Annotated in this window: 24 protein-coding genes and 1 pseudogene; 10 read left to right on the top strand and 15 right to left on the bottom strand. The window is 69.7% G+C overall.

The window, feature by feature from the left end:
• Window positions 1–82 precede the first annotated feature (82 nt).
• Entirely contained in the window at window positions 83–1714 is a 1632-nt protein-coding gene (pruA, locus tag ABZ725_RS28250) for an L-glutamate gamma-semialdehyde dehydrogenase (RefSeq protein ID WP_358805348.1), read from the top strand.
• Between the two features lie 164 nt (window positions 1715–1878).
• On the opposite strand, the gene ABZ725_RS28255 is transcribed toward pruA, so the two are convergent.
• Entirely contained in the window at window positions 1879–2808 is a 930-nt protein-coding gene (locus ABZ725_RS28255; protein ID WP_358805349.1) for an EamA family transporter, read from the bottom strand.
• A gap of 68 nt (window positions 2809–2876) precedes the next feature.
• On the opposite strand from ABZ725_RS28255, the gene ABZ725_RS28260 reads away from it, so the two are divergent.
• On the top strand, window positions 2877–3734 hold the full coding sequence (locus tag ABZ725_RS28260; protein WP_358805350.1) for a LysR family transcriptional regulator: 858 nt from the start codon (window positions 2877–2879) through the stop codon (window positions 3732–3734).
• A gap of 16 nt (window positions 3735–3750) precedes the next feature.
• Here ABZ725_RS28260 and ABZ725_RS28265 read toward each other — a convergent pair whose 3' ends face one another.
• The 10 genes from ABZ725_RS28265 to ABZ725_RS28310 form a co-directional block, all read right to left on the bottom strand.
• The gene (locus ABZ725_RS28265; protein ID WP_358805351.1) at window positions 3751–4908 is read right to left on the bottom strand and encodes an aminotransferase class I/II-fold pyridoxal phosphate-dependent enzyme; all 1158 of its coding nucleotides are present in this window, start codon (window positions 4906–4908) and stop codon (window positions 3751–3753) included.
• Window positions 4905–5945, bottom strand: coding sequence for an isocitrate/isopropylmalate family dehydrogenase (locus ABZ725_RS28270; protein WP_358805352.1), 1041 nt, complete (start codon window positions 5943–5945; stop codon window positions 4905–4907). Before ABZ725_RS28270 ends, ABZ725_RS28265 begins: the two co-directional genes overlap by 4 nt.
• Window positions 5942–6781: a DUF6282 family protein gene (locus ABZ725_RS28275; protein ID WP_358805353.1), complete on the bottom strand. Its 840-nt coding sequence runs from the start codon at window positions 6779–6781 to the stop codon at window positions 5942–5944. Before ABZ725_RS28275 ends, ABZ725_RS28270 begins: the two co-directional genes overlap by 4 nt.
• On the bottom strand, window positions 6778–8202 hold the full coding sequence (locus ABZ725_RS28280; RefSeq protein ID WP_358805354.1) for an AMP-binding protein: 1425 nt from the start codon (window positions 8200–8202) through the stop codon (window positions 6778–6780). Before ABZ725_RS28280 ends, ABZ725_RS28275 begins: the two co-directional genes overlap by 4 nt.
• Complete coding sequence (locus ABZ725_RS28285; RefSeq protein WP_358805355.1) at window positions 8199–9347, bottom strand: acyl-CoA dehydrogenase family protein; 1149 nt, start codon at window positions 9345–9347, stop codon at window positions 8199–8201. The genes ABZ725_RS28280 and ABZ725_RS28285 overlap by 4 nt, the downstream gene beginning before the upstream one ends.
• 9 nt (window positions 9348–9356) lie before the next feature.
• On the bottom strand, window positions 9357–10115 hold the full coding sequence (locus ABZ725_RS28290; protein WP_358805356.1) for an enoyl-CoA hydratase-related protein: 759 nt from the start codon (window positions 10113–10115) through the stop codon (window positions 9357–9359).
• Entirely contained in the window at window positions 10115–11263 is a 1149-nt protein-coding gene (locus ABZ725_RS28295; RefSeq protein WP_358805357.1) for an FAD-dependent oxidoreductase, read from the bottom strand. The genes ABZ725_RS28290 and ABZ725_RS28295 overlap by 1 nt, the downstream gene beginning before the upstream one ends.
• Before the next feature lie 198 nt (window positions 11264–11461).
• Window positions 11462–11923, bottom strand: coding sequence for a VOC family protein (locus ABZ725_RS28300; protein ID WP_358805358.1), 462 nt, complete (start codon window positions 11921–11923; stop codon window positions 11462–11464).
• The gene (locus ABZ725_RS28305) at window positions 11920–12684 is read right to left on the bottom strand and encodes an NAD(P)H-dependent oxidoreductase (protein ID WP_358805359.1); all 765 of its coding nucleotides are present in this window, start codon (window positions 12682–12684) and stop codon (window positions 11920–11922) included. The genes ABZ725_RS28300 and ABZ725_RS28305 overlap by 4 nt, the downstream gene beginning before the upstream one ends.
• Before the next feature lie 521 nt (window positions 12685–13205).
• Window positions 13206–14003, bottom strand: coding sequence for an SDR family oxidoreductase (locus ABZ725_RS28310; protein ID WP_358805360.1), 798 nt, complete (start codon window positions 14001–14003; stop codon window positions 13206–13208).
• A 679-nt stretch (window positions 14004–14682) separates the two neighbouring features.
• On the opposite strand from ABZ725_RS28310, the gene ABZ725_RS28315 reads away from it, so the two are divergent.
• The 3 genes from ABZ725_RS28315 (at window position 14683) to ABZ725_RS28325 (ending at window position 16204) form a co-directional block, all read left to right on the top strand.
• Entirely contained in the window at window positions 14683–14886 is a 204-nt protein-coding gene (locus ABZ725_RS28315; RefSeq protein WP_358805630.1) for a PAS domain-containing protein, read from the top strand.
• 104 nt (window positions 14887–14990) lie between these two features.
• On the top strand, window positions 14991–15758 hold the full coding sequence (locus ABZ725_RS28320; protein WP_358805631.1) for a Tn3 family transposase: 768 nt from the start codon (window positions 14991–14993) through the stop codon (window positions 15756–15758).
• Between the two features lie 5 nt (window positions 15759–15763).
• Window positions 15764–16204, top strand: a complete 441-nt coding sequence (locus tag ABZ725_RS28325) for a Tn3 family transposase (RefSeq protein ID WP_358805361.1) — start codon at window positions 15764–15766, stop codon at window positions 16202–16204.
• A 5-nt stretch (window positions 16205–16209) separates the two neighbouring features.
• On the opposite strand, the gene ABZ725_RS28330 is transcribed toward ABZ725_RS28325, so the two are convergent.
• From ABZ725_RS28330 to ABZ725_RS28340, 3 genes are all read right to left on the bottom strand, one after another.
• Window positions 16210–17109 (bottom strand): NADP-dependent oxidoreductase, encoded by a 900-nt coding sequence (locus ABZ725_RS28330; protein WP_358805362.1) that lies wholly within the window; start codon window positions 17107–17109, stop codon window positions 16210–16212.
• Between the two features lie 79 nt (window positions 17110–17188).
• Window positions 17189–17749 carry an NAD(P)H-dependent oxidoreductase gene (locus tag ABZ725_RS28335; protein ID WP_358805363.1) on the bottom strand — a complete coding sequence of 187 codons (561 nt, stop codon included), beginning with the start codon at window positions 17747–17749 and terminating at the stop codon, window positions 17189–17191.
• On the bottom strand, window positions 17746–18300 hold the full coding sequence (locus ABZ725_RS28340; protein ID WP_358805364.1) for a MarR family transcriptional regulator: 555 nt from the start codon (window positions 18298–18300) through the stop codon (window positions 17746–17748). Before ABZ725_RS28340 ends, ABZ725_RS28335 begins: the two co-directional genes overlap by 4 nt.
• 45 nt (window positions 18301–18345) lie before the next feature.
• Here ABZ725_RS28340 and ABZ725_RS28345 point away from each other — a divergent pair, with 45 nt between their 5' ends.
• The 4 genes and pseudogenes from ABZ725_RS28345 (at window position 18346) to ABZ725_RS28360 (ending at window position 21015) form a co-directional block, all read left to right on the top strand.
• The gene (locus ABZ725_RS28345; RefSeq protein WP_358805365.1) at window positions 18346–19824 is read left to right on the top strand and encodes an MDR family MFS transporter; all 1479 of its coding nucleotides are present in this window, start codon (window positions 18346–18348) and stop codon (window positions 19822–19824) included.
• A gap of 290 nt (window positions 19825–20114) precedes the next feature.
• A pseudogene (locus ABZ725_RS28350) lies at window positions 20115–20198 on the top strand (recombinase family protein); the annotation flags it as partial.
• 71 nt (window positions 20199–20269) lie between these two features.
• A complete protein-coding gene (locus ABZ725_RS28355; protein WP_358805632.1) occupies window positions 20270–20548 on the top strand; it encodes a PAS domain-containing protein in 279 nt (92 codons plus the stop codon).
• Window positions 20549–20586: 38 nt separating this feature from the next.
• Window positions 20587–21015, top strand: a complete 429-nt coding sequence (locus ABZ725_RS28360) for a hypothetical protein (protein WP_358805366.1) — start codon at window positions 20587–20589, stop codon at window positions 21013–21015.
• Between the two features lie 33 nt (window positions 21016–21048).
• Here ABZ725_RS28360 and ABZ725_RS28365 read toward each other — a convergent pair whose 3' ends face one another.
• Window positions 21049–21723 (bottom strand): TetR/AcrR family transcriptional regulator, encoded by a 675-nt coding sequence (locus tag ABZ725_RS28365; protein ID WP_358805367.1) that lies wholly within the window; start codon window positions 21721–21723, stop codon window positions 21049–21051.
• Between the two features lie 68 nt (window positions 21724–21791).
• On the opposite strand from ABZ725_RS28365, the gene ABZ725_RS28370 reads away from it, so the two are divergent.
• The gene (locus ABZ725_RS28370) at window positions 21792–22631 is read left to right on the top strand and encodes an alpha/beta hydrolase (protein WP_358805368.1); all 840 of its coding nucleotides are present in this window, start codon (window positions 21792–21794) and stop codon (window positions 22629–22631) included.
• Window positions 22632–22739: the final 108 nt, after the last annotated feature.

The following is a 22739-nucleotide window of genomic DNA, read 5'->3' on the forward strand; positions in this document are numbered from 1 at the left end:
GGGATTCCGCTGCGATTCTCCGAGCGTCGGGGCATGTCCGCAGACAGGACGTGCCCGCATCCGGAACCGCTCGGAGGTAGTGATGACCGCGACACCGGCCGGCCGCACGGCCCTGTTTCCCATCGGCCCGACCGACCCGCTGGCCTTCGGCGCCGGCTCGCCGGAGCGCGAGCGCGTCTCCGCCGCCCTGAAAAAGATCCGCTCCGCGGACTTCGACGTCGCGAACGTGATCGACGGCCGCGAGGTTCGCACCGGTCGCACGGCGCCGATCGTGACCCCGCACGAACACGCGTACTCCTTCGGCCGGGTGCACCACGCCGGTCCGGCGGAGATGGCGAGCGCGATCGAGGCGGCCACCCGCGCCTCGGCCTGGTGGGGGAACCTGCCGTGGGAGGAGCGCGCCGCCCCGTTTCTGCGGGCCGCGGACATGCTCGAGCACGGTCCGTGGCGCGACCGGCTCAACGCCGCCACGATGCTGGAGCTGTCCAAGACGACGTACCAGGCCGACATCGACGCCGCCTGCGAGACGGTCGATTTCATCCGCGCCAACGTCAAGAACATGCTCGACATGTACGACGTCCAGCCCGGCTCGAACCCGGGTGCCTGGAACCGCGTCGAGTACCGCCCGCTCGAAGGCTTCGTGTTCGCGGTGACCCCGTTCAACTTCACCTGCATGAACAACCTGGCCTTCGGTCCGGCCCTGCTGGGCAACACGGTGGTCTGGAAGCCCGCCGAGAGTGCCTCCCTGGTCGCCCACCTCTCCCTGCAGCTGCTGCGCGAGGCCGGCCTGCCCGACGGCGTCATCAACCTCGTGTACGGCACCGGGCCCGACCTCGGCCCGCCCGCCCTGGCCCACCCCGACCTGGCCGCCGTCCATTTCACCGGCTCCACGACCACGTTCCAGAACATCTGGCGCACGGTCGGCGAGAACGTCTCCGGTTACCGCAACTACCCGCGTGTGGTGGGCGAGACCGGCGGCAAGGACTTCATCCTCGCCCACCCCAGCGCCGACGTGGAGGCCCTCGCCGTCGCCTGCGTCCGCGGCGCGTACGAGTTCCAGGGCCAGAAGTGCTCGGCCGCCTCCCGCCTGTACGTTCCGCGCAGCCTGTGGCCGGCGCTGAAGGAGCGGCTCGTCGCGCTCACCGAATCGGTGACCGTCGGCGACCCGACCCGGCCCGAGACGTACGTGGGCGCCGTCATCAACGCCCGCCAGCACGCCAAGCACGCCGAGGCCCTGGCGAAGGCGCGGGCGGACAAGCTCGTCGTCGTCGGAGGGAACACCGACGACTCCGTCGGCTGGTTCGTCGACCCCACGATCCTCGAAGTCGACGACCCCCACTCGCCGTTCCTCATCCAGGAACTCTTCGCCCCCGTCCTTACGACGTTCGTGTACGACGACGCCAAGTGGACCGAGGTCCTGGAACTCGTCGACAGCTCCACCCCCTACGGCCTGACCGGCGCGGTGTTCGCCCAGGACCGCGCCGCCGTCGAACAGGCCGACGCGGCGCTGCGCTACACGGCCGGCAACTTCTACGTCAACGACAAGCCCACGGGCTCGGTCGTCGGCCAGCAGCCCTTCGGCGGCGCACGCGCCTCCGGCACCAACGACAAGGCCGGAACCGTCTGGAACCTCATCCGCTTCGCCAGCCCCCGCACGACGAAGGAGAACCACCTCCCGGCGACCGACTACCGCTACCCGCACCTGGACGCCTGAGGGGCGCACCACAAGGACGCCGACCTCGGGAACATCCAGATCCAGCTGTGCCTGCCCGGAGAGGGAGCAAGCCCCCGGAGCCGCTTCCGACGCCCGTGGGAAGCCGGCCGGCGGGGGCGGTTCGCGACGTACGAGCCGGCCGTCAGGTGAGGGCCACGCGCCGGTCAGCCGCGCCGGGTGACGATGCTCAGTGAGTTCGCGGCGACGATCGCCCCGATGCTCGCCCACTCCGTCCAGCCCAGGTTCTGACCGAGGCCGATCCAGCCGACGACGGCGGCGAGGACGGGGTTGACGCTCATGAAAAGCCCGAAGGCCTGGGCGGGTACGCGACGCAGGGTGAACATGTCCGCGAGATACGGCACCGCCGAGGAGAGCACCCCGGCGGCGACGGCGTAACCGACGGCCTCGGCGGTCGGCGGCTGCCGTAGGACCAGGACGATGCCGACCGGCAGGAACATCAGGGCGGAGAGTCCCGACGCGGCAGCCGAACCCTGCGCGCCGGGGACGCGCCGGCCGACGGTGCGGTTGAGGAGGATGTACGACGCCCAGCAGGCGGCGGCGAGCAGGCCCAGGGCCATGCCGGCGTAGTCGGTCGAGGGCTGCGGACGCATCAGCGTCACCACGCCCGCGGCGGCGATGACCGTGGCGCAGATGTCGACGCGGCGGCGCGCGCCGGCGAGGGCGATGGCGAGCGGTCCCAGGAACTCCAAGGTCACCGCCAGTCCCAGGCCGATGCGGTCGATGGCGGTGTACAGGGACAGGTTCATCGTCCCGAACACCAGAGCCAGCAGCAGCACCGGCCGCCACTGCCACCAGGTGAAGGCCCGCAGCTGCGGCCGGCCCACGGCCAGCAGGACGACCGCGGCGACGTACTGGCGGACCGCGACGACTCCGACGGGACCGAGCACGGGGAAGGCGAGGGAGCCGATCGCCGCGCCGGTCTGGGTGGACAGGCCGCTGCCGATCATCGCGGCCGCACCGGCGAGGCGCCGCGACCGTCCGGCCGGCTGTGGGCCCGGGAGACCCGGCGAGGTCAGGCGCGGGGACGCTGTGGGACGTACGGGGGCGGTGGCAGGTGCGGGTGCGGCTCGCATGTCTCGATCGTGTGACATGGGAGCGCTTGCGCAAAATGCGTGAGGTGAAGCATCTATACGCTTGAATCATGGATGTGGAGCTACGGCAGCTGCGCTGTCTCGTCGCGATCGTCGACGAAGGCAGCTTCACCGACGCGGCCATCGCGCTCGGCGTGTCCCAGGCGGCCGTGTCCCGGACCCTGGCCTCACTCGAACGCGCCCTGGGCGTACGGCTGTTGCGCCGCACCTCGCGCGAGGTGGCGCCGACCCCGGCGGGACTGCGTGCGGTGGCACAGGCCCGGCGGGTGCTCGGCGAGGTGGCCGATCTGGTCCAGGAGGCCACCTCGGGCCACACCCGCCTGCGGATCGGCTACGCCTGGTCGGCGCTCGGCCGCCACACGCCGACCTTCCAGCGCCGCTGGGCCAAGGCACAACCCGAGACGGATCTGCGCCTGGTCCGCGTCAACTCCGCCACCGCCGGACTTGCGGAAGGCGCCTGTGATCTCGCGGTCGTGCGCAGGCCGCTGGAGGAGAACCGGCGGTTCGACTCCGCCATCGTCGGGCTGGAGCGGCGCCTGTGTGCCCTTGCCGCCGACGACCCCCTGGCCGGACGTCGCTCGATCCGGCTCGCGGACCTCAGCGGGCGCACCCTGCTGATCGACCGGCGGACCGGCACCACGACCACCGAGCTCTGGCCGCCGGACGCCCGCCCGGCGACCGAGGAGACGTCCGACGTCGACGACTGGCTCACCGTGATCTCCAGCGGCCGCTGCATCGGCATGACGGCGGAATCCACCGCCCACCAGTACCCCAGGCCCGGCATCGTCTACCGGCCGGTCCGTGATGCCGAACCCATCGCCGTACGCCTCGTCCGGTGGCGGGACGACCCGCACCCCGCCACCCAGGCGGCGATCGAACTGCTCACCGCCCTCTACCGCAACGGCTGACCGGCTCCGGGTGGTGCTACATCAGCGCCGCCAGCCCGCGCCCGAGTCGGCGCACCCCCTCGACGATGTCCTTCGGGGCGGCGGCGTAGGACAGTCTCAGGTGTCCCTCTCCCGCCGCGCCGAACTCGCTGCCGGGCCGGACCGCGACCCCGTGCTTGCGCAGGTGCCGCACCAGGTCGGCGGACGGGACGGCAGCGTCGTAGGAGGGGAAGGCGTAGAACGCGCCCTGCGGGGTGTGCGTGTGCAGTCCCGGGATCCGGGACAGCTCGTCGAGCATCAGCGTGCGCCGTGCCCCGTACGCCTGCCGCATGCGGCGGATGTCCGCGTCCGCGGTGCTCAGCGCGGTCAGCGCGGCCCGCTGAACCGCCGAGTTGACCGAGCCGTTGACGGTGGCGTGGATGCGTGCGGCGGCGGAGATCGCCTCCTGCGGGCCGGTGAGGTAACCGAGCCGCCAGCCGGTCATTGCGTAGCTCTTGGAGAACGTCTGGCAGTACAGCGTGCGCTCCGCGAGGCCGGGCACCTGAAGGGCCGAGACGAACGGGGCGTCGGTGTAGACGAGTTCGCCGTAGGCCTCGTCGGCCAGGACCAGGGTGCCGGTGGCGGCGGTGATGTCCGCGAGGCCGGCGAGTTCCTCGGCGGTGTGCACCGCGCCGGTGGGGTTGGAGGGGTTGCAGAAGACGAACAGGGCCGCGCCGCGCAGAGCCTCCGCCAGGCCGTCCAGGTCCCAGTGCAGGTCCGGGGCCGGCGGTACGGGCACGCAGTGGCCGCCGGCGAGATTGACCAGGTCGGAGTAGAGCGAGTAGGTCGGGTCGGGGAAGACCACGCGGTCGCCGGGGTTGACCACGGCCAGGATTGCAGCGGCGAGGGCGGCACTGCCGCCGTGGGTGACGAGGACCTGGCCCGGGGTGACGCCGGAGCCCTTGAGGCCGCCTACGCGCTCGGCGAGCGCGGCGCGTAGTTCGGGGTCGCCCTGCGGGTCGGTGTAGTGGGTGTGACCGGCCTCGAGGGCCTGGGCCGCCGCCGCACGGACGCGGGGCGGGGTGGCGAAGTCCGGTTCGCCCATGGCGAGGGAGATCAGTCCTCCGCGTGACTGCGGCTGGGCGGTGCGCAGCGAGGTGCGTTCCACGCGCTGGACCGCTTCGGAGGGCTGGAAGGAGAGGGCGTGGGTGGTCATTCCAGGGCTCCCAGGACGCGCTTGTTGAACTGGTCCATGTCCGACAGGTCGGTCGCATGGGCCGGGGCGAGGTCGTAGGTGGGTGGTCCGTCTGCGACCGCGGCTTCCAGGGCGGCCCGTATCCTGCCGGAAAGGCCGAGGGGTTGCAGGTCCGGGCACCAGTCGAGCAGGTCGGCCAGGGCCAGCCAGGAGCCGGTGGGGTTGGAGCGGCGGCTGCCGGTGCGGTGCGGGGCGGTGCCGTGGGCGGGCTCGAAGAGCGCCGTGACGCCGTTGCCGAAGGCGCGGTCCGGGTTGACGGTCGCCGAGCCGCACAGGGCGGGCGAGCCCGCGCGGGCGCACACGATGTCGGAGAGGATGTCGCCGAAGATGCCCTCGGTGACGATCACACCCGGCAGTTCGGGGTACTTGACCAGCTCGTAGGCGGCGCGGTCGACGTTGACGTCGGCGAAGGCGGTACCGCTCTCGTGGGCGATCCGGCGCCACAGCCGGGAGGTGGCGAAGACGCTCGCCTTGTCCACGCTGATCGCCCGCCGGCCCGGCTGCCGGGCCGCGTAGTCGGCGGCGATGGCGAACACCTCGCGCACCCGGTCCGGCCGGAGCGCCACGAGGTCCTCGGCCGCGCGGTCACCGTCGGACTCCTGCCGCTGGTCGGGGCTCGCGTAGGCGCCGCCGGTGATGTTGCGGACGATGACGACGTCGTCTCCGCCGGGCACCCACACCGTACGGATGCTGACGCGCAGGTCGAAGATGTGCCGCAGCTCGATCAGCGCGGCCTCGGGGTTGGGGCACTGGGCGGAGGTGACTCCGGGGTGGGCGCCGACGGCGCCGGAGAGCACGACGTCGGCTTCGCGGCAGGCGTCGACGGTCTCCGGGGGGAGGATCGAACCGGTCTGCATCCAGCCGGTGGTGCCGTACGGGTAGGGGCCGGTGAGGGTGAGGGGCGCGCCGTCGGACTGGAGGCGGCGTAGACAGGTGAGGGGCCCGTCGAGGATTTCCGAGCCGATTCCGTCTCCGGGGAGAAGAGCGATGGTGGTCATGGCAGCAACAGGCTCCGCGACGTGGTGGTCATGATGGCTGCGGCGTTACGGGCGCCGACGCGCTGTTCGAGGCGGTGCAGCCAGGGGGCGACGGCGTCGGCGGGCGTGGCGTGGTGGGCGTGCCCGAGGTCCCCGCCGAACACCAGCAGGGACGAGGGGTAGCTTCCGGTCAGGGTGAGGCTGGAGTGCTCCGGTGTGCCCAACAGGTCCGGGAGGATGCCGAGTTCGAGGTGGGCGTCCAGTCGCCGGAGTTCCTCGGCGGCGGTGTCGTTCCAGTGCAGGAACGCCATCTTGGGGTGGTTGACCAGCAGCCGTCGTACGCCCCGGCGGCGGGCCTCGGTGAACAGCACCACCGTCTCCTCGGCCGACAGGTGCCCGCTGGCAAGGAGCAGGTCGTGGGCGGCCACGGCGTCGAGGACGTCGTACCACTCCGGGCGCAGTCGACCGTCCTCGACGACGTCGACCGGGCGGAGTTCGAAGCCACGGTGCACGGACAGCTCGGGTGAGGCGGCTGCGGCCCTGTGCGTGCGCGAGGAAACCGTCGGCATCCACACGACCCGCCCGCCGAGCCGCGCCGCGACCTCCACGGCGTCCGGATTGGCCCCGCCGACCGGGCTGTTGAGGACGATGCCGCCGTAGACGTTCTCGCCCGCTGTCGCGGCGCGCTCCACGGTGCTGCCCTCGTGCGCCTTCAACACGACCGTGCGGAAGCCCTGTTGGCGTTCGGCGGCGACGGTGGCCGCGTCGTCTCCGTGGCGGGGCAGCAGGCTGGGTGAGGCGTGGACGTGGAGGTCCGTCATGTCGACGGCCCAGTCTGGGAGTTGAGGGATTTTCATGCCAACTCCACCCATCGGATCACCTCCTGTTCGGCGAGCAGACGGCGCTGTACCTTGCCCGCCGCCGCGTCACGGGGAATCCGTTCGACGCAGGCGATGGTCACGGGCCGCATGAACAGCGGCAGGTGGGCGACGACCTCGGTGATCTCGTCGTACGGCAGCGGGTCGGCCGCCGCGTAGAGCACCACCTCGTCGTCGACCAGCTCGCCCGGACGCTTCCACAGGGCGAAGTCGGCCAGGCCCGGCACGCTCGCGAGGTGGTTCTCGACGAACGGGATGGGGACGAACTCGCCCTTGACCCGGATCGATTCCGAACCTCGTTCCACGAACACCAGGTGGCCGTCGGCGTCCACGCGCCCGAAGTCACCGGTGTCGAACCAGCCGTCGGCGTCCCGGTGTGGGTCGACGCCGTCCTCGGTGAGGTAACCGCCGAACAGGGTTCCGGGCTCCCGTTCGCGTACCTGGATCAACCCGTCGCCGTCCAGCCGCCATTCGATGTCCGTGCGGGCCGGGCCGCCGTGGCGGCTGGCGTCGGGCGGCAGGTGGTCCTCGGCGCGCCACCGCTTGAGGTGGGTGACCCCGGCCGCCTCGGTCGAGCCGTACCCGGACACGGCGGCCGGGACCGAGAACCGCTTCAGGAACTCGCCGTCGGCGTAGAACATGGTGCGCACCCGGTGCCCGGCCGCGTCCTCGCCGGTGGTCGCCCTTTTGAGGATCTCCACCGGCGGGGCGTGCAGCACGAGCGCGGTGACGCCCTGCTCCACTACGTCGGGCCAGAAGCGGCTCGCGGAGAACTTCTCCACCGTGAGCGCGTCGGCCCCCGCGTACAGGGCGCCGAGGACTCCGTAGCCCATCGGGTTGATGTGGAAGAGAGGGAGCGGTGCCAACACCCGGTCGTCCGGGCCGAGTTCGAGTGCGGCGCCCATGGCGCGGGCCAGGCGCAGGAAGTACTCGTTCGTCTGGACGCAGAACTTGGGCAGTCCCGTCGTACCGGAGGTGTGCATGTACGACACGGTGTCGAAGGGACCGGCGGCCGTCCCCGGCAGTCCGGCCGGGTCCGCGGTGCCCGAGGTGCGGGCGGCCGCGAGTTCGTCCGGCCCGATCACCAGGGCCGGGGCGAGCCGGCCCAGCATCTGCTCCAGCAGGTCGCTGGGGTAGGTCGGGTTGACGAGTGCGACCGGGGCGCCGGCGAGGACGCACGCCATCCAGGTCAGCAGGTGGTCGGTGGAGGTCGGGGCGACGAGCGCGACCTTCTCGCCGGGACGGACGCCCGAGTCGAGGAGACGCTTCGCCCGTCCGGCGGCGAGCGCGAGAGCCTCGTCGAGCCGGAGCTGGTCGTCCACCGTGCCCAGCCGCAGCCCGGGACGGCTCGCCGCCCGGTCGGTCAGCATGCCCGCGATGCTCGTGCTGGTGGTGGTCATGCGAGCCCCTCGTGGCCGGGGTCCTTCAGGATGCGGCGCGCGACGTAGTTGCGCAGGATCTCCGCCGAACCCCCGGCGACCTTCAGGACCTTGATGTCGTTGACGATGTCCGTGTACGGCTCGTCGAAGTACAGGCCGTGCCCGCCGACCAGGCTGTAGGAGGCGTCGCTCGCCTGCTCGGCGGCCCGGATCGCGAGCCGCTTGGCGGTGGAGGTGTGCAGGGCGATGTCCTCGCCGCGCGCGTGGGCGAGCGCGGCGTCGTCCCGGGCCAGGGAGGCCGCCTGAAGGTCGCACCAGGCGTCGGCGACCATCCACTGGATGCCCTGGAAGTCGGTGACCATGTTGTCCCCGACCTGGCGCGCGCCCGCGTACCGGAGCCCCAGCTCCAGCGCCCGCCGGCCGAGCCCGATCAGCTCCGACGCGTTGCCCAGCCGGCTGATGTTGAAGGTGGACAGGAAGGTCTTCAGGCCGCCGCCCGCCGGGCCCAGCAGCGCGCTGTCGGGGACGCGTACGTGGTCGAAGTCGACGTCGGCCGTGCGGATCAGCCGCAGCCCGACCGGGTCGGTGACCTTGGTGCTGATGCCCGGCAGGGTCATGTCGACGAGGAAGCTGGTCAGCCCCTCCGGCGCCATCGCGTAGACGAGCGTGACATCGCAGTCGGCACCGAGGTTCACATGGGTCTTGGTCCCGGTCAGGATCCAGTCCGAACCGTCCCGCTCCGCCGTCGACTTCATCGCCTTGAACGACGAACCGGCGTTCTTCTCGCTGATCGACTCGGAGAAGACGACCTCCCCGGTGGCGATCCCACGCAGCCACCGCTCCTTCTGCTCCTCGGTGCCCCAGTCGAGCAGCCAGCGCTGCCCCTGGGCCGCGATCTGCCCGGAGACGAGCCCGTGGCGGCCGACTTCCTCGCTGATCACCACGTACTCGGCCACGCCACCGCCGATTCCCCCGTGTTCGGTGGGGACGAGCGGCCCGAGAAAGCCGAGCTTGCCGAACTCGGCGTACAGGTCACGGGGGAACTCACCGGCGCGGTTGGCCGCGTCGAGGCGTGCGCGGTGCTCCTCACCGAAGGCGGCGAGGGTGGCGACGGTGGTGTCGATCCAGGTCCTGCCGCGGGCGTCGGTACGCAACGTCGGGTACATCTGGTCTCCTCAACTGTCCTTGCTCTGGCGGGAGTTGGGCCATCGGGTCAGCGACCACAGCTGGCGGGCCCGCTCGATCTCGACGGCCCGCTCCCAGGCGGCGGTGTCCAGCACGGTCAGGCGCAGGTCGGCCTTGAGAGCGCGGGCGAGTTCCGGGTCCGCGGCCAGGTGCGCGACCACTTCGCGGACGGTCGGGTGCAGGTCGTCGGCGGGTACGGCGGCCCAGGCCAGCCCGAGACCGACCGCCTCGGAACCCCGTACACGCCGGGCGAACACGCCCATCGCGGCGGCGGCCGTCGAGCCGGCCGCGCGGGCGAGCAGGTGGAGGTGGCCGCCACCGGGATGGATGCCGACGGCGGCGAACCCGGACACCAGCAGGGCGTCCTCCGCCACCACCCTCAGGTCGGCGGCGAGCGCCAGGTTCAGCCCCGCCCCGACCGCGGCGCCGTTGACGGCGGCGACCGTCGGCACGCGCAGGCCGGCGAACCGCCGGAACCCCGCGTACAGCACGTCCAGGCCCTCGTAGCCCTCATCGGCGCGGGCCGAGCGCAGCGAGGTCAGCACATCGGTGTCCGCACCCGAGCAGAACGCCCGCCCGGCTCCGGTGATCACCGCTGCCCCCACCTCCGGATCGGCGTCGATCCGGTCGCAGGCGGCGATCAGATCCTGCGAGGCCCGCGCATCGAGCGCGTTGCGGGTCTCGGGCCCGTCCAGGGTGATCCAGACGACGCCGTCCTTCGTCTCGACGTCGATTCGTGTGGCCGCCATCAGAACACCAGCCCGGCGGTGTCGACACGCGCCTCGGCGAAGCGCTCCAGGCGCAGTGCGCTCATGTCGACGCTGTGCACACCGCCGTCGATGATCTCCTCGGTCACCAACTGCCCCGCCACCGGGGCCTGGATCACCCCGTGTCCGGAGAACCCGCAGGCGTTGATCCAGCCCGGCGCGCCCGGGGCCTCGCCCAGCACGGGATGGTGGTCGGGGGTGTTCTCGTACGTGCCCGCCCAGCATCCTGCGCGGTCCAGCGGCAGATCGGCCAGCCACGGGAAGCGGGCGCTGCCCAGTTCCAGCACCTTCTCCATCCACGGCCAGTCGACACTGACGTTGTGGCCGTCGACCTCGTCCGGCTTGGCGCCGGCGAACAGCAGCCGCTCGCCCTCAGTGCGCAGGTAGACCCCGGAGCCCACGTCGATGGTCATGGGCAGCGGGCCGGCCAGTGCGCCGGGCGCGGTGGCGTAGACATTGCGCCGCGAGTGCACCACCGGGACTTCAAGGCCCGCCAGCGCAGCCACCTCCCCTCCCCAGCCGCCGGCCGCGTTGACGACGTACCGGCAGTCGACGGCCTCGCCACCGGCGGTGACGCGCCAGCCGTCGCCGGCCCGCTCGACCGAGGTGACGCGCCGGCGGAAGCGGACCTGGGTGCCCAGAGCGCGGGCCATCGTCAGCCAGGCGCCCGCGGCCAGGTGCGGGTCGACGACCCCGTCGGCCGGACCCCAGGTCGCCCCGGCGATCCCGTCGGCCGAGAACGGGGTGATCGCCTGGGCGGCGGCGACGTCGAGCACGTCGACGGGCACGCCGTGCGCCCGCTGGAGCTCCACGGCCTCCAGGTGGTCCGCCCAGGCGTGCTCGGGGACCAGCAGGAGGTAGCCCGACGCCCGGTAGCCGACGTCGAAACCATGGGTCTGCTCGAAGTCGCGGTATGCCTGGATGCTCCGCCACGACAGGTCGATGTTGAGCGCGTCCGCCCACTGGGCGCGGACCGACGCGAACGATCGGCCGCTGCTGCCCTCCGCCGGGCCGTCGTACGTCTCCAGGACGACGACGTTCAGCCCACTGCGGGCGAGCTGGAACGCGCAACTGGCGCCGACCACCCCTGCGCCTACGACAACCACATCGGTACGGTTCTGCACGGCCATCAGCCCTCCGTCCATCGGGATGGGAGGACGCTACGGCCGGGTGCCGACGCGGCGCTTCGGAGCGGAGACGGGAAGCCGGCCGCCGGATTCCTACAGGTGTCGAAACGCCTCGGCTCGGCCGCACAACGCGACTGTCCCGCTCCGCAATGCCGGAGCGGGACAGTCGCGCCTGAAGCCCTTCGTCGGGACGGGAACCCTTTATCGGGACGGGCTGGTGGAGCGGATCTGCAGGACCACCCCCGCGCCGTCGCCCGCGGTGTCGAAGTAGGTGAACCCGCTGCCGTCGGGCCGTCGCCCCCGCAGCAGGACCTCCAGGCCGAGATCCGCCGCCCGGTCCTCGGCGGCGTCGCACTCGGGCACGCTGAAGCCGAGGTGGAAGACCCCCTCGCCGTGCATCTCCAGGAAGTCCCGCTGGGGGCTCGGACCCGTTCCCGGTCGGCAGAGCTGGAGCTGGATGTTGCCGAGGTCGGCGTACTTGTAGGTGAGGTCGAAGAACGCGCCTTGGTCAGGTACCTGAAGGTCGTCCTTGAAGGCATCCAGAGACGGGAAGTCGTGCCACGGGCCCACGCCCCTCGACTCGTAGGAGGCGACGGACCTCTCGATGTCGCGCACGACGACGCAGATGTGGTGCAGCGTCTGGAACAAAGGTGTGTCACTCACGAGGTCGCCCCCCTCTCGCCTGCCGGATTCCACTGGAAGCCGCTGCGGGCCACGACTCCGGGCTTGAGCCGCTCGTCGGGGCCGTAGTCCTCGGCGGGGTGGAAGAACAGGGGCTCCGTGTCCTCCAGAGTCAGCAGGCACTTGCCGTACTCCTCCAGGTACGCCTCCCGTTCCTCGGGGGACACGCGGCCCGGCATCCAGGCGACGTACGGCGGCAGGACGTCGAAGCCGAGATAGCGGAAGATGCCGTTGTGCACGGGCCACAGGATGTGGTTGATATCCCCGTCGATGCCGTCGGGTTCGTACAGGCTCGACGCCGTGCCGGTTGTCGCGCACACCATGGCGCGCCGGCCCTTGAGCATTCCGGTGTCGTACTTCCGCCCCGCCCCATAGGCGAACCCGCGGGCCATCGTCCGGTCGACCCACCCTTTGAGGATGGCCGGCATTCCGAACCACCACATCGGGAACTGGAAGACAACCAGATCGCACCAGGCGACCTTCTCCTGCTCCGCCCGAACATCGGCCGGGGTGAGCCCGGACGCCGACACGCGTTCCTGCTCCTTGGAGACGTCGAGGAAGCCGGGGGCGAGTCGCGTTCCCGGAAAGTCATCGGCGTCGAGAGCGGCCTTCCAACCAAGCCGGTACAGATCACTCACCACCACCTCGTGCCCGGCCTGTTCGAGCACCTGTACGGCTCTGTCTTTCAGCGCGCCGTTGAACGAGTGGGGTTCCGGGTGGGCGAATACGATCAGCACGTTCACGTGGGGATTCTCCGCGGTTGGGCCATGGGCCGGCGTCGAGCAGGAGCCGAAGGCAGGGCGAGCTCCGGCCATGCATCGTCTTGAGCCGGCACTCCCGACCTGCAAAGTGTGCCGTTCTGCACCCGACTCGTCAATGGTTAGGCCATTGCATGCGGGCCCGGAGCAGAGCTTCGCTACGGGAGATCGACGTGCTGTTCTTCATGCCGTCCGCCGACTGCTGCCGCTGGGATACGCGCTCGGGTGGCAGGCATGCTTCCGGCGTACCGCTCCGGACCAAGTGCGCCCAGGCGCACATCAGTAACGGCGGAAGCACGCAGAAGAACCCGGCGTCCTGGCATGAGACAGGAACAAGCCTCATCCCGCACCACCCGTCACCCGATCCGATTCACGGGGTTAGAGGTTGTGGTCCCGCGCCCGCGGGGATGTTCCCTGCGCGGCGTCGGCACTCAGTTGCACCGTGCTCTCGAAGTCGTTCTGACAGGGTGCTGGAGCGGTACTCGCTCAGCCCTCGCAGCCCGGCGCTACGGGGTGATGGAGTCGATGTAACCGCCGTCGACGCGGATGGCCCCGCCGGTGGTCGCGGAGGCCAGGGGCGAGCTGAGGTAGACGACCATGTTGGCGATCTCCTCGGGCTCGATGAGCCGCTGGAGCAGGGACTGCGGCCGGTGGTCCCGCATGAAGGCGCGCTGGGCCTCGTCCCAGGGGAGGTCGGCGTCGACGAGTTGGTAGACGAACTCCTCCACGCCCTGGGTGTGCGTGGGGCCGGCGATGACGGAGTTGACTGTCACCCCGCTGCCCGCGGCCTGTTTGGCGAAGCCGCGGGAGACGGCGAGGAGCGCGGTCTTGGTCACTCCGTAGTGGATCATCTCGACGGGCGTGACCACGGCGGAGTCGCTGGCGATGTACTGGACGCGTCCGAAGCCGCGGTCGATCATGCCGGGCAGGTACAGGCGGGTGAGCCGGACCGCGGCCAGCACGTTCACCTCGAAGTAGCGCCGCCACTCGTCGTCGGTGATCTCGAGGGCGGGCTGTGCGCCGAAGATGCCCAGGTTGTTGACCAGGATCTCCACATGCTCCAGGGCGTCCCCGATGCGTCGGGCGCCCTCGTCGGAGGCGGCGTCCGCCACGACGGGCACGACGTCCGCGCCCGGCACGGCGGCGCGGACGCGCTCGACGGCCGCCGTGACCTTCGCCGGGGTCCGCCCGTTCACTGCCACGCGGGCGCCCGCCCGGGCCAGCCCGACGACGATGGCCTCTCCGATGCCCTGCGTGGAACCGGTCACCAGGGCGGTGGAGCCGGTGAGATCGAGCTGCGTCATGGAGGAAACTCCCGTTCTGTGCATCTGCGGTGCACCCCTTGCTCGGGGAAGCGCGCCGGGGACGCACATCGAAGCGTCCGCCCGGGGCATGCAGCAGCGTGCGGCGCGTACCCGTCTTGCACGCCCGCATCCAGCGTGTCCAGTGTTTCCAGGGAGGGCAACATGAAATCCGTCCTCGTCAGCGCCCTCGCTCGGTAGATCGCCTCGGGGGCGGCGGCCGGGAGACGGACCGGCAGGGTGCGGCGCAGCCCTTCGGTAGGTCATGCTGTGGATGCTGATCCTCTTTGGCGGCTCCTCCTTTGCGTTGCTGCGCTGGCAGCGCCAGTGAACGGCTGTCCGAGATCACCCACGACCTGCCGCCAGGGGTGCGCGCTCGGCGCGGTCACCGGTCCTGACGGGGGCGGCCCGCTTTGCGAGTGGGGTTGGGCAAGCGGGGCCGACCTCGCCACGATCTTCGCCACGGTCTTCCTGGGCTCCACCGCCTTCACTTTCGGTAGCCAGAACGTGGCCGCCCTGTTCGTGGCCGTGGGCACGAAGTTGCTGGTCAACGGTGCGGCCCTGATGCTCGCGGTGACGCTGTCCTCATGGGCGCTTCGCATCCGTGCCCGTCTTGCCATCAGATGCTCCCCAGAGCATCGTCGAGGGTGCCTGCTTGTGCGGCAGCAGGGGCAGGAACGTGATGGGCGGATCCGGCCGGAAGGTCTCTCCGCTCACCGGCGTCGGTCCCGACGTCTCCGTCTCCGTCGCGGTGACGGACCGGGACGGGCGGGTGACCTTTTGGAGCGAAGGGGCGGAATCTGTTCTCGGGTACAGTCCCGCAGAGATCATCGGCAGGCCGATGGGCGACCTGGCCGCTGCCGACGGCAGGATGGGGTGCCGGTAAGAACCGTGTCACCAGCCGCAAACGGCAGTGATCTTGCGACGGCGTCACCCGTGTGGGTGAGTCCTGGGCCGTACGGCTGCGGTGGGTGAAGCTCTGCGGGGACGATCGTCGAGGCGTCCGGCGGCCACGGCCACACCGAGGACGAGCTGCGCTGCGTACGCCGCCGGTATCTGTCGGCGGAGGCCGCTCGCGCCATCGCCGTCCAGATCGCGAACGCCACCTTCGCCGCCCGCAGCACCGAGCTGTGGGGACAGGGCTCGACCGCGGTCGCCTCCGAATCCACCCACGTGCGCGCCTACGACCAGAACCTGTTCACCGAGTGGCACTCGCGCTACGGCCGCCGCGGGGTGCTCATCTACTGGCACGTGGAGAAGAAGTCGCTGGCCATCCACTCCCAGCTGATCAACTGCACCGCCTCCGAGGTCGCAGCGATGATCGAAGGCGCGATGCGGCACGGCACCACCATGGACGTCGAGGCCAACTACACCGACTCGCACGGCCAGTCGGAGATCGGGTTCGGCATCACACGGCTGCCGAACTTCGACCTGCTGCCGCGCATCAAGCGGATCAACAAGGTCAAGCTGTACCGGCCGGTGGCCGGCGAACCGGACGCCTACCCGCAGCTGACCCCGGCGCTGACCCGGCCGATCCGCTGGGAGCTCATCGCCCAGCAGTATGACCAGATGATCAAGTGCGCGACCGCGATCCGTACCCGCACCGCGTCCACCGAGGCGATCCTGCGCCGCTTCACCCGCAACGCCTCCCACCCCACCTACGCGGCGATGCTGGAGGTCGGCCGCGTCCAGAAGACCATCTTCGTAGCCCGCTACCTGCGACTGCGCGACCTCCAGCGGGAGATCGAGGGGGCCTGAACGTCATGGAGTCCTCCAACGGCGCGAACTCCGTCATCGCCTACGGTAAAGGTGGGGAGATCGCCTCGAACCGGCGCGACGAGCAGGAGATGTTCGTGCTGTGCCTGCGGATTCTCCAATCGGCCCTGGTCTACGTGAACACCCTCATGCTCCAGGACGTCCTGGACGAGCCGGAGTGGGCGGACTTGCTGACGCCAGCCGACCGGCGCGGTCTGACCCCGCTGTTCTGGTCCCACGTGCGCCCGTACGGGGAGGTGAACCTCGACATGGACACCCGCCTGAACCTCACCGCGGCTGCCGCCGTTCCCGCATCGCGCACCCCCGTGGACGACCGGCATCCGGCTCAGTCAAGGCAGGCCGTAGGGTCGGCACTGGTCCGGAGTCAGCTCTGCAGGACTCACCGTCCGGCTGCCGACCCGACGCAGTGCCGTGTCGGGCATGCGTGACGGGCCTACCTGACCTGCAAGACGACCTTGCCTTGGGTGTGACCGGCTTCAACGTGGCGGTGGGCGGCGGCGGCGTGATCGAGTGGGTAGACGGTGACGCTGGGCATCTTGACCGCGCCCGTGCGGTACCAGTCGACCACCTGCCGCAGACCAGGCGTCGTTCGGCCGCCGACACGGTGGAATCCGTATTTCTCAGCGCCTTCGGTATCGATGGTGGTCCCGATGCGGTCACGGTCGGCGACCAGCTCCAGCGAGGCGGCGGTGGCAGCGCCGCCGATCAAGTCGAGTGCGGCGTCGAGTCCTTGCGGTGCGATCTCGCGGACACGTTCAACGAGTCCGGGCCCGTAGACCACCGGTATCGCGCCAAGGGAACGCAGGTAGTCGTGGTTACGGTCACTCGCGGTACCGATGACGGTGGTGCCCCACAGCCTGGCGATCTGCACCGCCATCGTGCCGACACCGCCCGCGGCGGCGTGCACGAGCAGCGTGTCGCCGGCGTTCCCACCACCGATCTGTGTCAGCGCGGTGTATGCGGTCTGCCCAACGGTCGCGATTCCCCCGGCAACGTCCCAGTCCATCGACGTCGGTTTCGCGACGGTGTCCGCGGCCTCGATGACGACCCAGTCCGCGTAGCACTGGCCGGTGGCCGAACCGAGCACCTCGTCGCCGACCGCGATGTCTTCGACCCTGTCCCCGAGCTGGTCGACGACGCCCGCGTATTCATTGCCCAGGCGCAGCGGGAACTGGGCCTGGGCCAAGGCGGAGAAGTACCCGCCGCGCAGTTTGACATCGACCGGGTTGACGCCGGCGGTGTGTACTCGAATCCGTACCTGGCCGGGGCCAGGAACGGGGACTGGGACCTCGGAGAGCCGGAGGACTTCGGGGCCGCCGTAGCCGTCGATCACGACAGCGTGCATAGTGGCAGTTCCTCGTTCTGTGGTTGAGGGATCTCGTGGCGGAAGGACGGATCGGACGGGAAAGCCGTCAGGCGGGGTAGGGCTCCTCGGTGCGGCCTTGCTTCAGGGTCTTCGTCCACCAGCCGAGTTGACCCAGCAGTTCGGTGGCCGCGTGGAGCGGGGCGTCCGGGGCGAGCAGCTGCCCATCGGCGTCAAACAGAGTGTGGGCCCCGTGGAAGCTCACGCTGGCGCGGACGCTGACCATATGGAGTTCAGCAACGACCTGACGCAGTGCCTCGACGGCACGTAGTCCGCCGGAGAGACCGCCGTACGAGACGAAAGCGACGGGCTTGGCCTGCCATTCGGTCCGGACACTGTCGAGCGCAATCTTGAGAGGCCCGGGGAAGCTGTGGTTGTACTCGGGAGTCACGATCACGAAGGCGTCCGAGGCGCCGACCTGCTCGCTGAAGCGCGCCAGCGCGGGGCCGGCGTCGAAAGACGGGGACAGGTCGACGTCGGCCAGGTCAAGGACATCAACGTCGAATGTCTCATCCTTCCGGGCTATGTCAGCGAACCAGTGCCCAACGGTGGGACCGAACCGTCCCGTACGGGTGCTGGCGATCACCACGGTGAGCTGGGGACGGGTCACTGTTGTCTCCGGCCATCAGAAGGTACGGACGCTCTGTCATGAGAGCGTTCCTCAAGGGTCACGGCGAGAGCCTGTTGGGAGGCGTCCATAGCGGCAATCAGGGCGGCGCGGTCATCGGACGAGAGGTGGGAGAAGGCCGTCTCCTCCAGCTCCGCCCACGCATCCCGCACCGCAGGACACAGGGCACGCCCGGCGTCGGTGATGCTGACGTCCAGAGCCCGGCGGTCGCTGCGCGACGGACTGCGAGTGATCAGCCCGGCCCGCTCCATCGCTTGCAGGGTCGCGCTCGTGGTCGACCGGTCGCGGTTGAGGTAGCGGACGAGGTCACCTTGCGGAAGCGTCCCGAGTTCCTCCAGGCGCAGCAGAACGAGCTCTTGCGGCGGTGGGACACCGATCCTGGCCAGTAGAGCGGTACCGAGCTGAGCGTGCGCCCGCAGTAGCCGCAGGAGAGCGGAGCCGACCGGAGCCTCCGATACGTGAACGCCTGTGCCGTGACGGCCGCTCGGCGGTTCCCGTTCGGGAAGTGGGGGATTGAGCGATGCGCTGGGCATAGCCCAACGCTAACACTTTGTTGGCATGCCATCTATTCTGCTGGCATGCCAACAATCAAGTCGCCGGGACTGGATCGCGGACTGATCGTGCTCGCCGCCGTCCTGCTCGCCGGCGCTGTTGCCTCCCTGCTGGACACGACGATCGTCAGCGTCGCCCTGGAGTCCATCGCCCGGGACTTCGACGCCTCCGAGAACTCGCTCCAGTGGGTCAGCACCGCCTATCTGCTCACCCTCGCTCTGGTCACTCCGCTCGTCGGATGGACTGCCGACCGCTTCGGCGCCAGGCCGATGTGGATGTTCTCGATCGCTCTGTTCATGCTCGGCTCGGCGCTCTGTGGCACCGCGTGGTCGATCACCAGCCTCGTCGTCTTCCGGATCGTCAAGGGCATCGGCGGCGGCATGATCCTCCCGCTGTGCCAGGCGATCCTCGCCCAGGCCGCAGGGCCCCAGCGGTTCGGCAGGGTCATGAGCCTGATCGCCCTGCCCGCCCAACTCGCGCCGATCGTCGGTCCGGTACTCGGCGGCTTCATCATCGATCAGCTCGGCTGGCGCTGGATCTTCTTCGTCAACGTGCCGATATGTATCGTCGCGCTGGTCCTGGCCTGGCGGATGCTCCCAGCACCAGGCGGGCGTCATGACGCCCCCGTCGACCGGATCGGCTTGCTGCTCCTGCCGACCGGTCTCGGCCTCCTGGTCTACGGCTTCTCCCGCTTCCACGACACTGCGGGCCTGTTCAGCCCTGTCACCATGCTGGTCCTGTTCGCGGGTATCGCACTCCTGGGCGCGTTCGCCGTCCATGCCCTGCGAACCGCGAATCCGCTGCTCGACCTGCGGCTGTTCTCCTCCCGCGCGCTCTCCGCCTCCTCCATGCTGATCTTCCTCCACGGCATGGCCGTCTATGGGCCGCTCTTCCTGCTACCCCTGTTCTACGCCCGCACCCGCGGCTACGACGCCGGCACCATCGGATGGCTACTTGCACCACAAGGACTGGGAACCATGCTGGCCATCGCGTTCGCCGGCGCGCTGGCCGACCGATACGGATCGCGACCGCTGGTGCTGTGGGGCACGGTCGCTACCGCTCTCGGAACCGTGGCCTTCACCCAGCTCTCCGCCGCGCCGGACACCATCCTGCTGAGCGTCTCATTGTCGGTACGAGGTCTCGGGCTTGGATTCGTCGGGGTGGCCATCACTGCCGGGGCCTACCGCGACATCCCCGTGACGGCCATCGCCAGAGCGACCGGCATGATCAGCGTCGTCCAACGGCTCGGCGCGTCATTCGGCACCGCCGTGATCGCCATCATCCTGGCCATCCAGCTCCCGAACACGTCGGCGTCGCCCGGAACCCGGGACATCGCGAGCGCCTACGGCAACAGCTTCTGGTGGATGCTGACCTTCACGCTCATCAGCTTCATCCCCGCCGCCCTCCTCCCAGGGCCCCGGTCCAAGCGTCCGCCTCTGAGGCTCGGTGGTACGGCACAGCCCGCCGATACGGATCCGACACCCGAGCACGGACCACTGGCCTGATACAGCTCTCACCAAATCACGGCGAAGCATCAAGGGGTGCCTGGGCTTGTCGTGGCCGCTCAAGAATCGACCGATTGATGAGCAAGATCGATAAGTGGCCGGCGCGTGACCGGATCGACGCCGGATCATGCCCATAAAAACGGTGTCAGAAAGTCGATGTGCTCAAGAACTTGAGGAGCACCGTTTTCTGTACGATCTGGCGGGTGCGGCCACCCCAGGACGACGACACCGCTGATCTCCTCGCACCCGTTCCGGCCGTACGGACAGGCCGCCTCGTGGGATACGCACGCGTGTCCACCAAGGGGCAGTTGCTCGACCGGCAGATCCACGCACTCAACACAGCGGGCTGCATCCGGATCTTCTCCGACAAGAAGTCCGGCAAGAACGCCGAACGTGAGGAACTGTGGAAGGCCCTCGACTACCTGCGCGAGGGCGGACCATCGGGATGTGTCAGGAGGAAGCCCGCGGCCGGCTCCCGGCCAGGCTCGTCCCGGATCAGGACCGTGTGGCAGAGGAAGTGGCGCGACGGGTCCTACAGGTTGCGACAACGGGGGAGCCGGAGTTCACCGAGCCTTTCGTCAAGCTCCCGGGCGAGCCGAGGGCACATGCTTGGGCCGTCGACATCTTTCCGCTCAAGGACGCGACAGGTCAGACACATGCAGTGGCCGGGCGGCGTCCGACTACTCCCAGCAGTACGCCTCGCGGGAGCGAATCGCTCTGCTGAGCGAGGCTCGAACCAGCATCGGCTCCAGCCTTGACATCGTGACGACCGCCAGGGAACTCACCGAGGTCGCGGTGCCCCGCTTCGCCGACCACGTCAGTGTCGATCTACTGGATCCTGTCTTTCACGGCGAACTGCCCGCGCCGGTCCTCCCTCGAAATTCCGCCGTGCTGCGCCGGGCGGCGCACCGGTCAGCGTTCTCGCAGCCGCCAGAAGTCGGCCCGAGCCTCGGCGAGGCACACCGCCACCCCTCACCGGGTCTCCTTCGTGAAGGAGGCCGTGGCCCGCTTGAGGATCTCCGCGTCCTCTCGCAGTCGGCGGTTCTCCCGCCGCAGCGCGGTCAGTTTCTCGCGTTCGCTGCTGGTCGGGCCAGCGCCCTCGGCCGCGTCGGCCTCGGTCTTGCTGACCCACAGGCAGCACCCCTGATCTCAGATGTCCGGCAAAGCGGATCAAGCCTGGTCGCGATCTGAACCAGAACGCAGCTCACGTGGCGAAGCGAGACCTCAGGACCGGCTCACCAGGCCCTCTGTCGTCGGTCGGTCGCCGTCTCCGTGTGCCAGTGACGCGAGGATTGCCTCACGGCAGACATCGAGGATTTCGTCCGCCAGTGGAGAGCCGTCCTGGCATGCCCGCGACAGCATGATTGCGCCGACCGAGTGGGCCAGCACGTCGATCACCGTGGCGCGGGCCGTGCGCTGGTCCGTGTCCGGCGGCGGGTCGCCTCCGGCCTGAAGGGCCGTCGTCAGGCTCTCTATGCCGGCCGCGAACTCCGTCCTGACGTCCTCGGGTTGACGTGCGGCGTCGCCACTGAGGGCCGCGATGGTGCAACCCTCACCGCGTCTGTCGCGATGTTCCCGGGAGACGTAGGACTCGACGAACTTGGCGATCTCCAGACCTTCTGTCCGTGCCGCAGTCTGTGAGAGCCCGCTCGCGGATGCCTCGGCCATCAGGGCGGCCTTGGAGCGGAAGTGCTTGTAGAACCCGCCATGGGTGAACCCGGCCTCTGCCATCAGCTCCGCCACGCCGACGCCGTCGTAGCCGCGCTCACGGAACAGTCTCGCGGCTGTCGCGACGATGTGCGCACGGTTCTGCTCTGCCTGTGCCCTGGTCACCCGCATGTCCTGCCCGCCCCTCTGTCGACGCTCGACAGTCCAGCATACATAGATGTCGATCGACATCTAAGCAGTTGACTTTTCAGATTATGACCATCATCGTAAAGTCCACCGACTGCGGAAAGGGTCAGGCCATGAGTGACACGCATGTGACAGCACCGACTCAGTACATCGAGGTCGACGGCGACCGGTTCGCCTACCGGCGCTGGGGAAAGCCCTCCGGCGTTCCGCTCTTCTTCGTCCAGCACTTCCGCGGAGGCCTCGACAACTGGGACCCGCTGATCACCGACGGCCTGGCGGAGGGCCGTGAGGTGATCCTGTTCAACGGTCGTGGCACCGCCTCGTCGTCCGGCGCGCCGCGCAACCGGATCGAGGACATGGCCGACGACATCGCCGCGGTCATCCGGGCCCTGAGGCTGGAGCAGGTCGATCTGCTCGGCTTCTCGATCGGCGGTATCCAGGCCGAGGAGGTCGCGCTGCGCCACCCCGAGCTGGTGCGCAAGCTCCTGCTGATCGGCACCGGCCTGCGGGGCGGGGAGGGGGCCGTCGACCCCAAGGTGCCTGAAGTCGCGACGCATCCGGTCCCCGCCGTGGAGGACTTCCTCTACCTCTTCTTCGGCCCTTCGGAGGCTGCGCAGGAAGCGGGCAAGGCCTTCTGGGAGCGGCGTCACCAGCGGGTCGACCAGGACCCGCCGAGCTCGCCCGAACTCATGATGGCGCAGGCGGAGGCGGTCGCGGTCTACTCGCCGCTGCGGCCGGATGAGACGCCCTTCGTCTACCTGAACGCGATCACCCAGCCGACGCTGGTGCTCAACGGCGAGAACGACGTGATGATCCCCTCGATCAACTCCTGGCACCTCGCCCAGAACATCCCCGACGCCCAGCTGATCATCTACCCCGACGCCGGGCACGGAGCGCAGTTCCAGTACCCCGAGCGGTTCCTGAAGCACGCTGTCCAGTTCCTCGACGAGTAGCGTCGACGGCACACGTGCCACCCCTGCATGCCGTGACGGTTCGCCAGGTCGACTGGCGAACCGTCGCTGCCGTCCGGGCTGGTCGAAGGAAGGTGGACCATGAACGAG

The sequence above is a fragment of the Streptomyces sp. NPDC006872 genome (assembly GCF_040635845.1).
GTDB lineage: Bacteria > Actinomycetota > Actinomycetes > Streptomycetales > Streptomycetaceae > Streptomyces.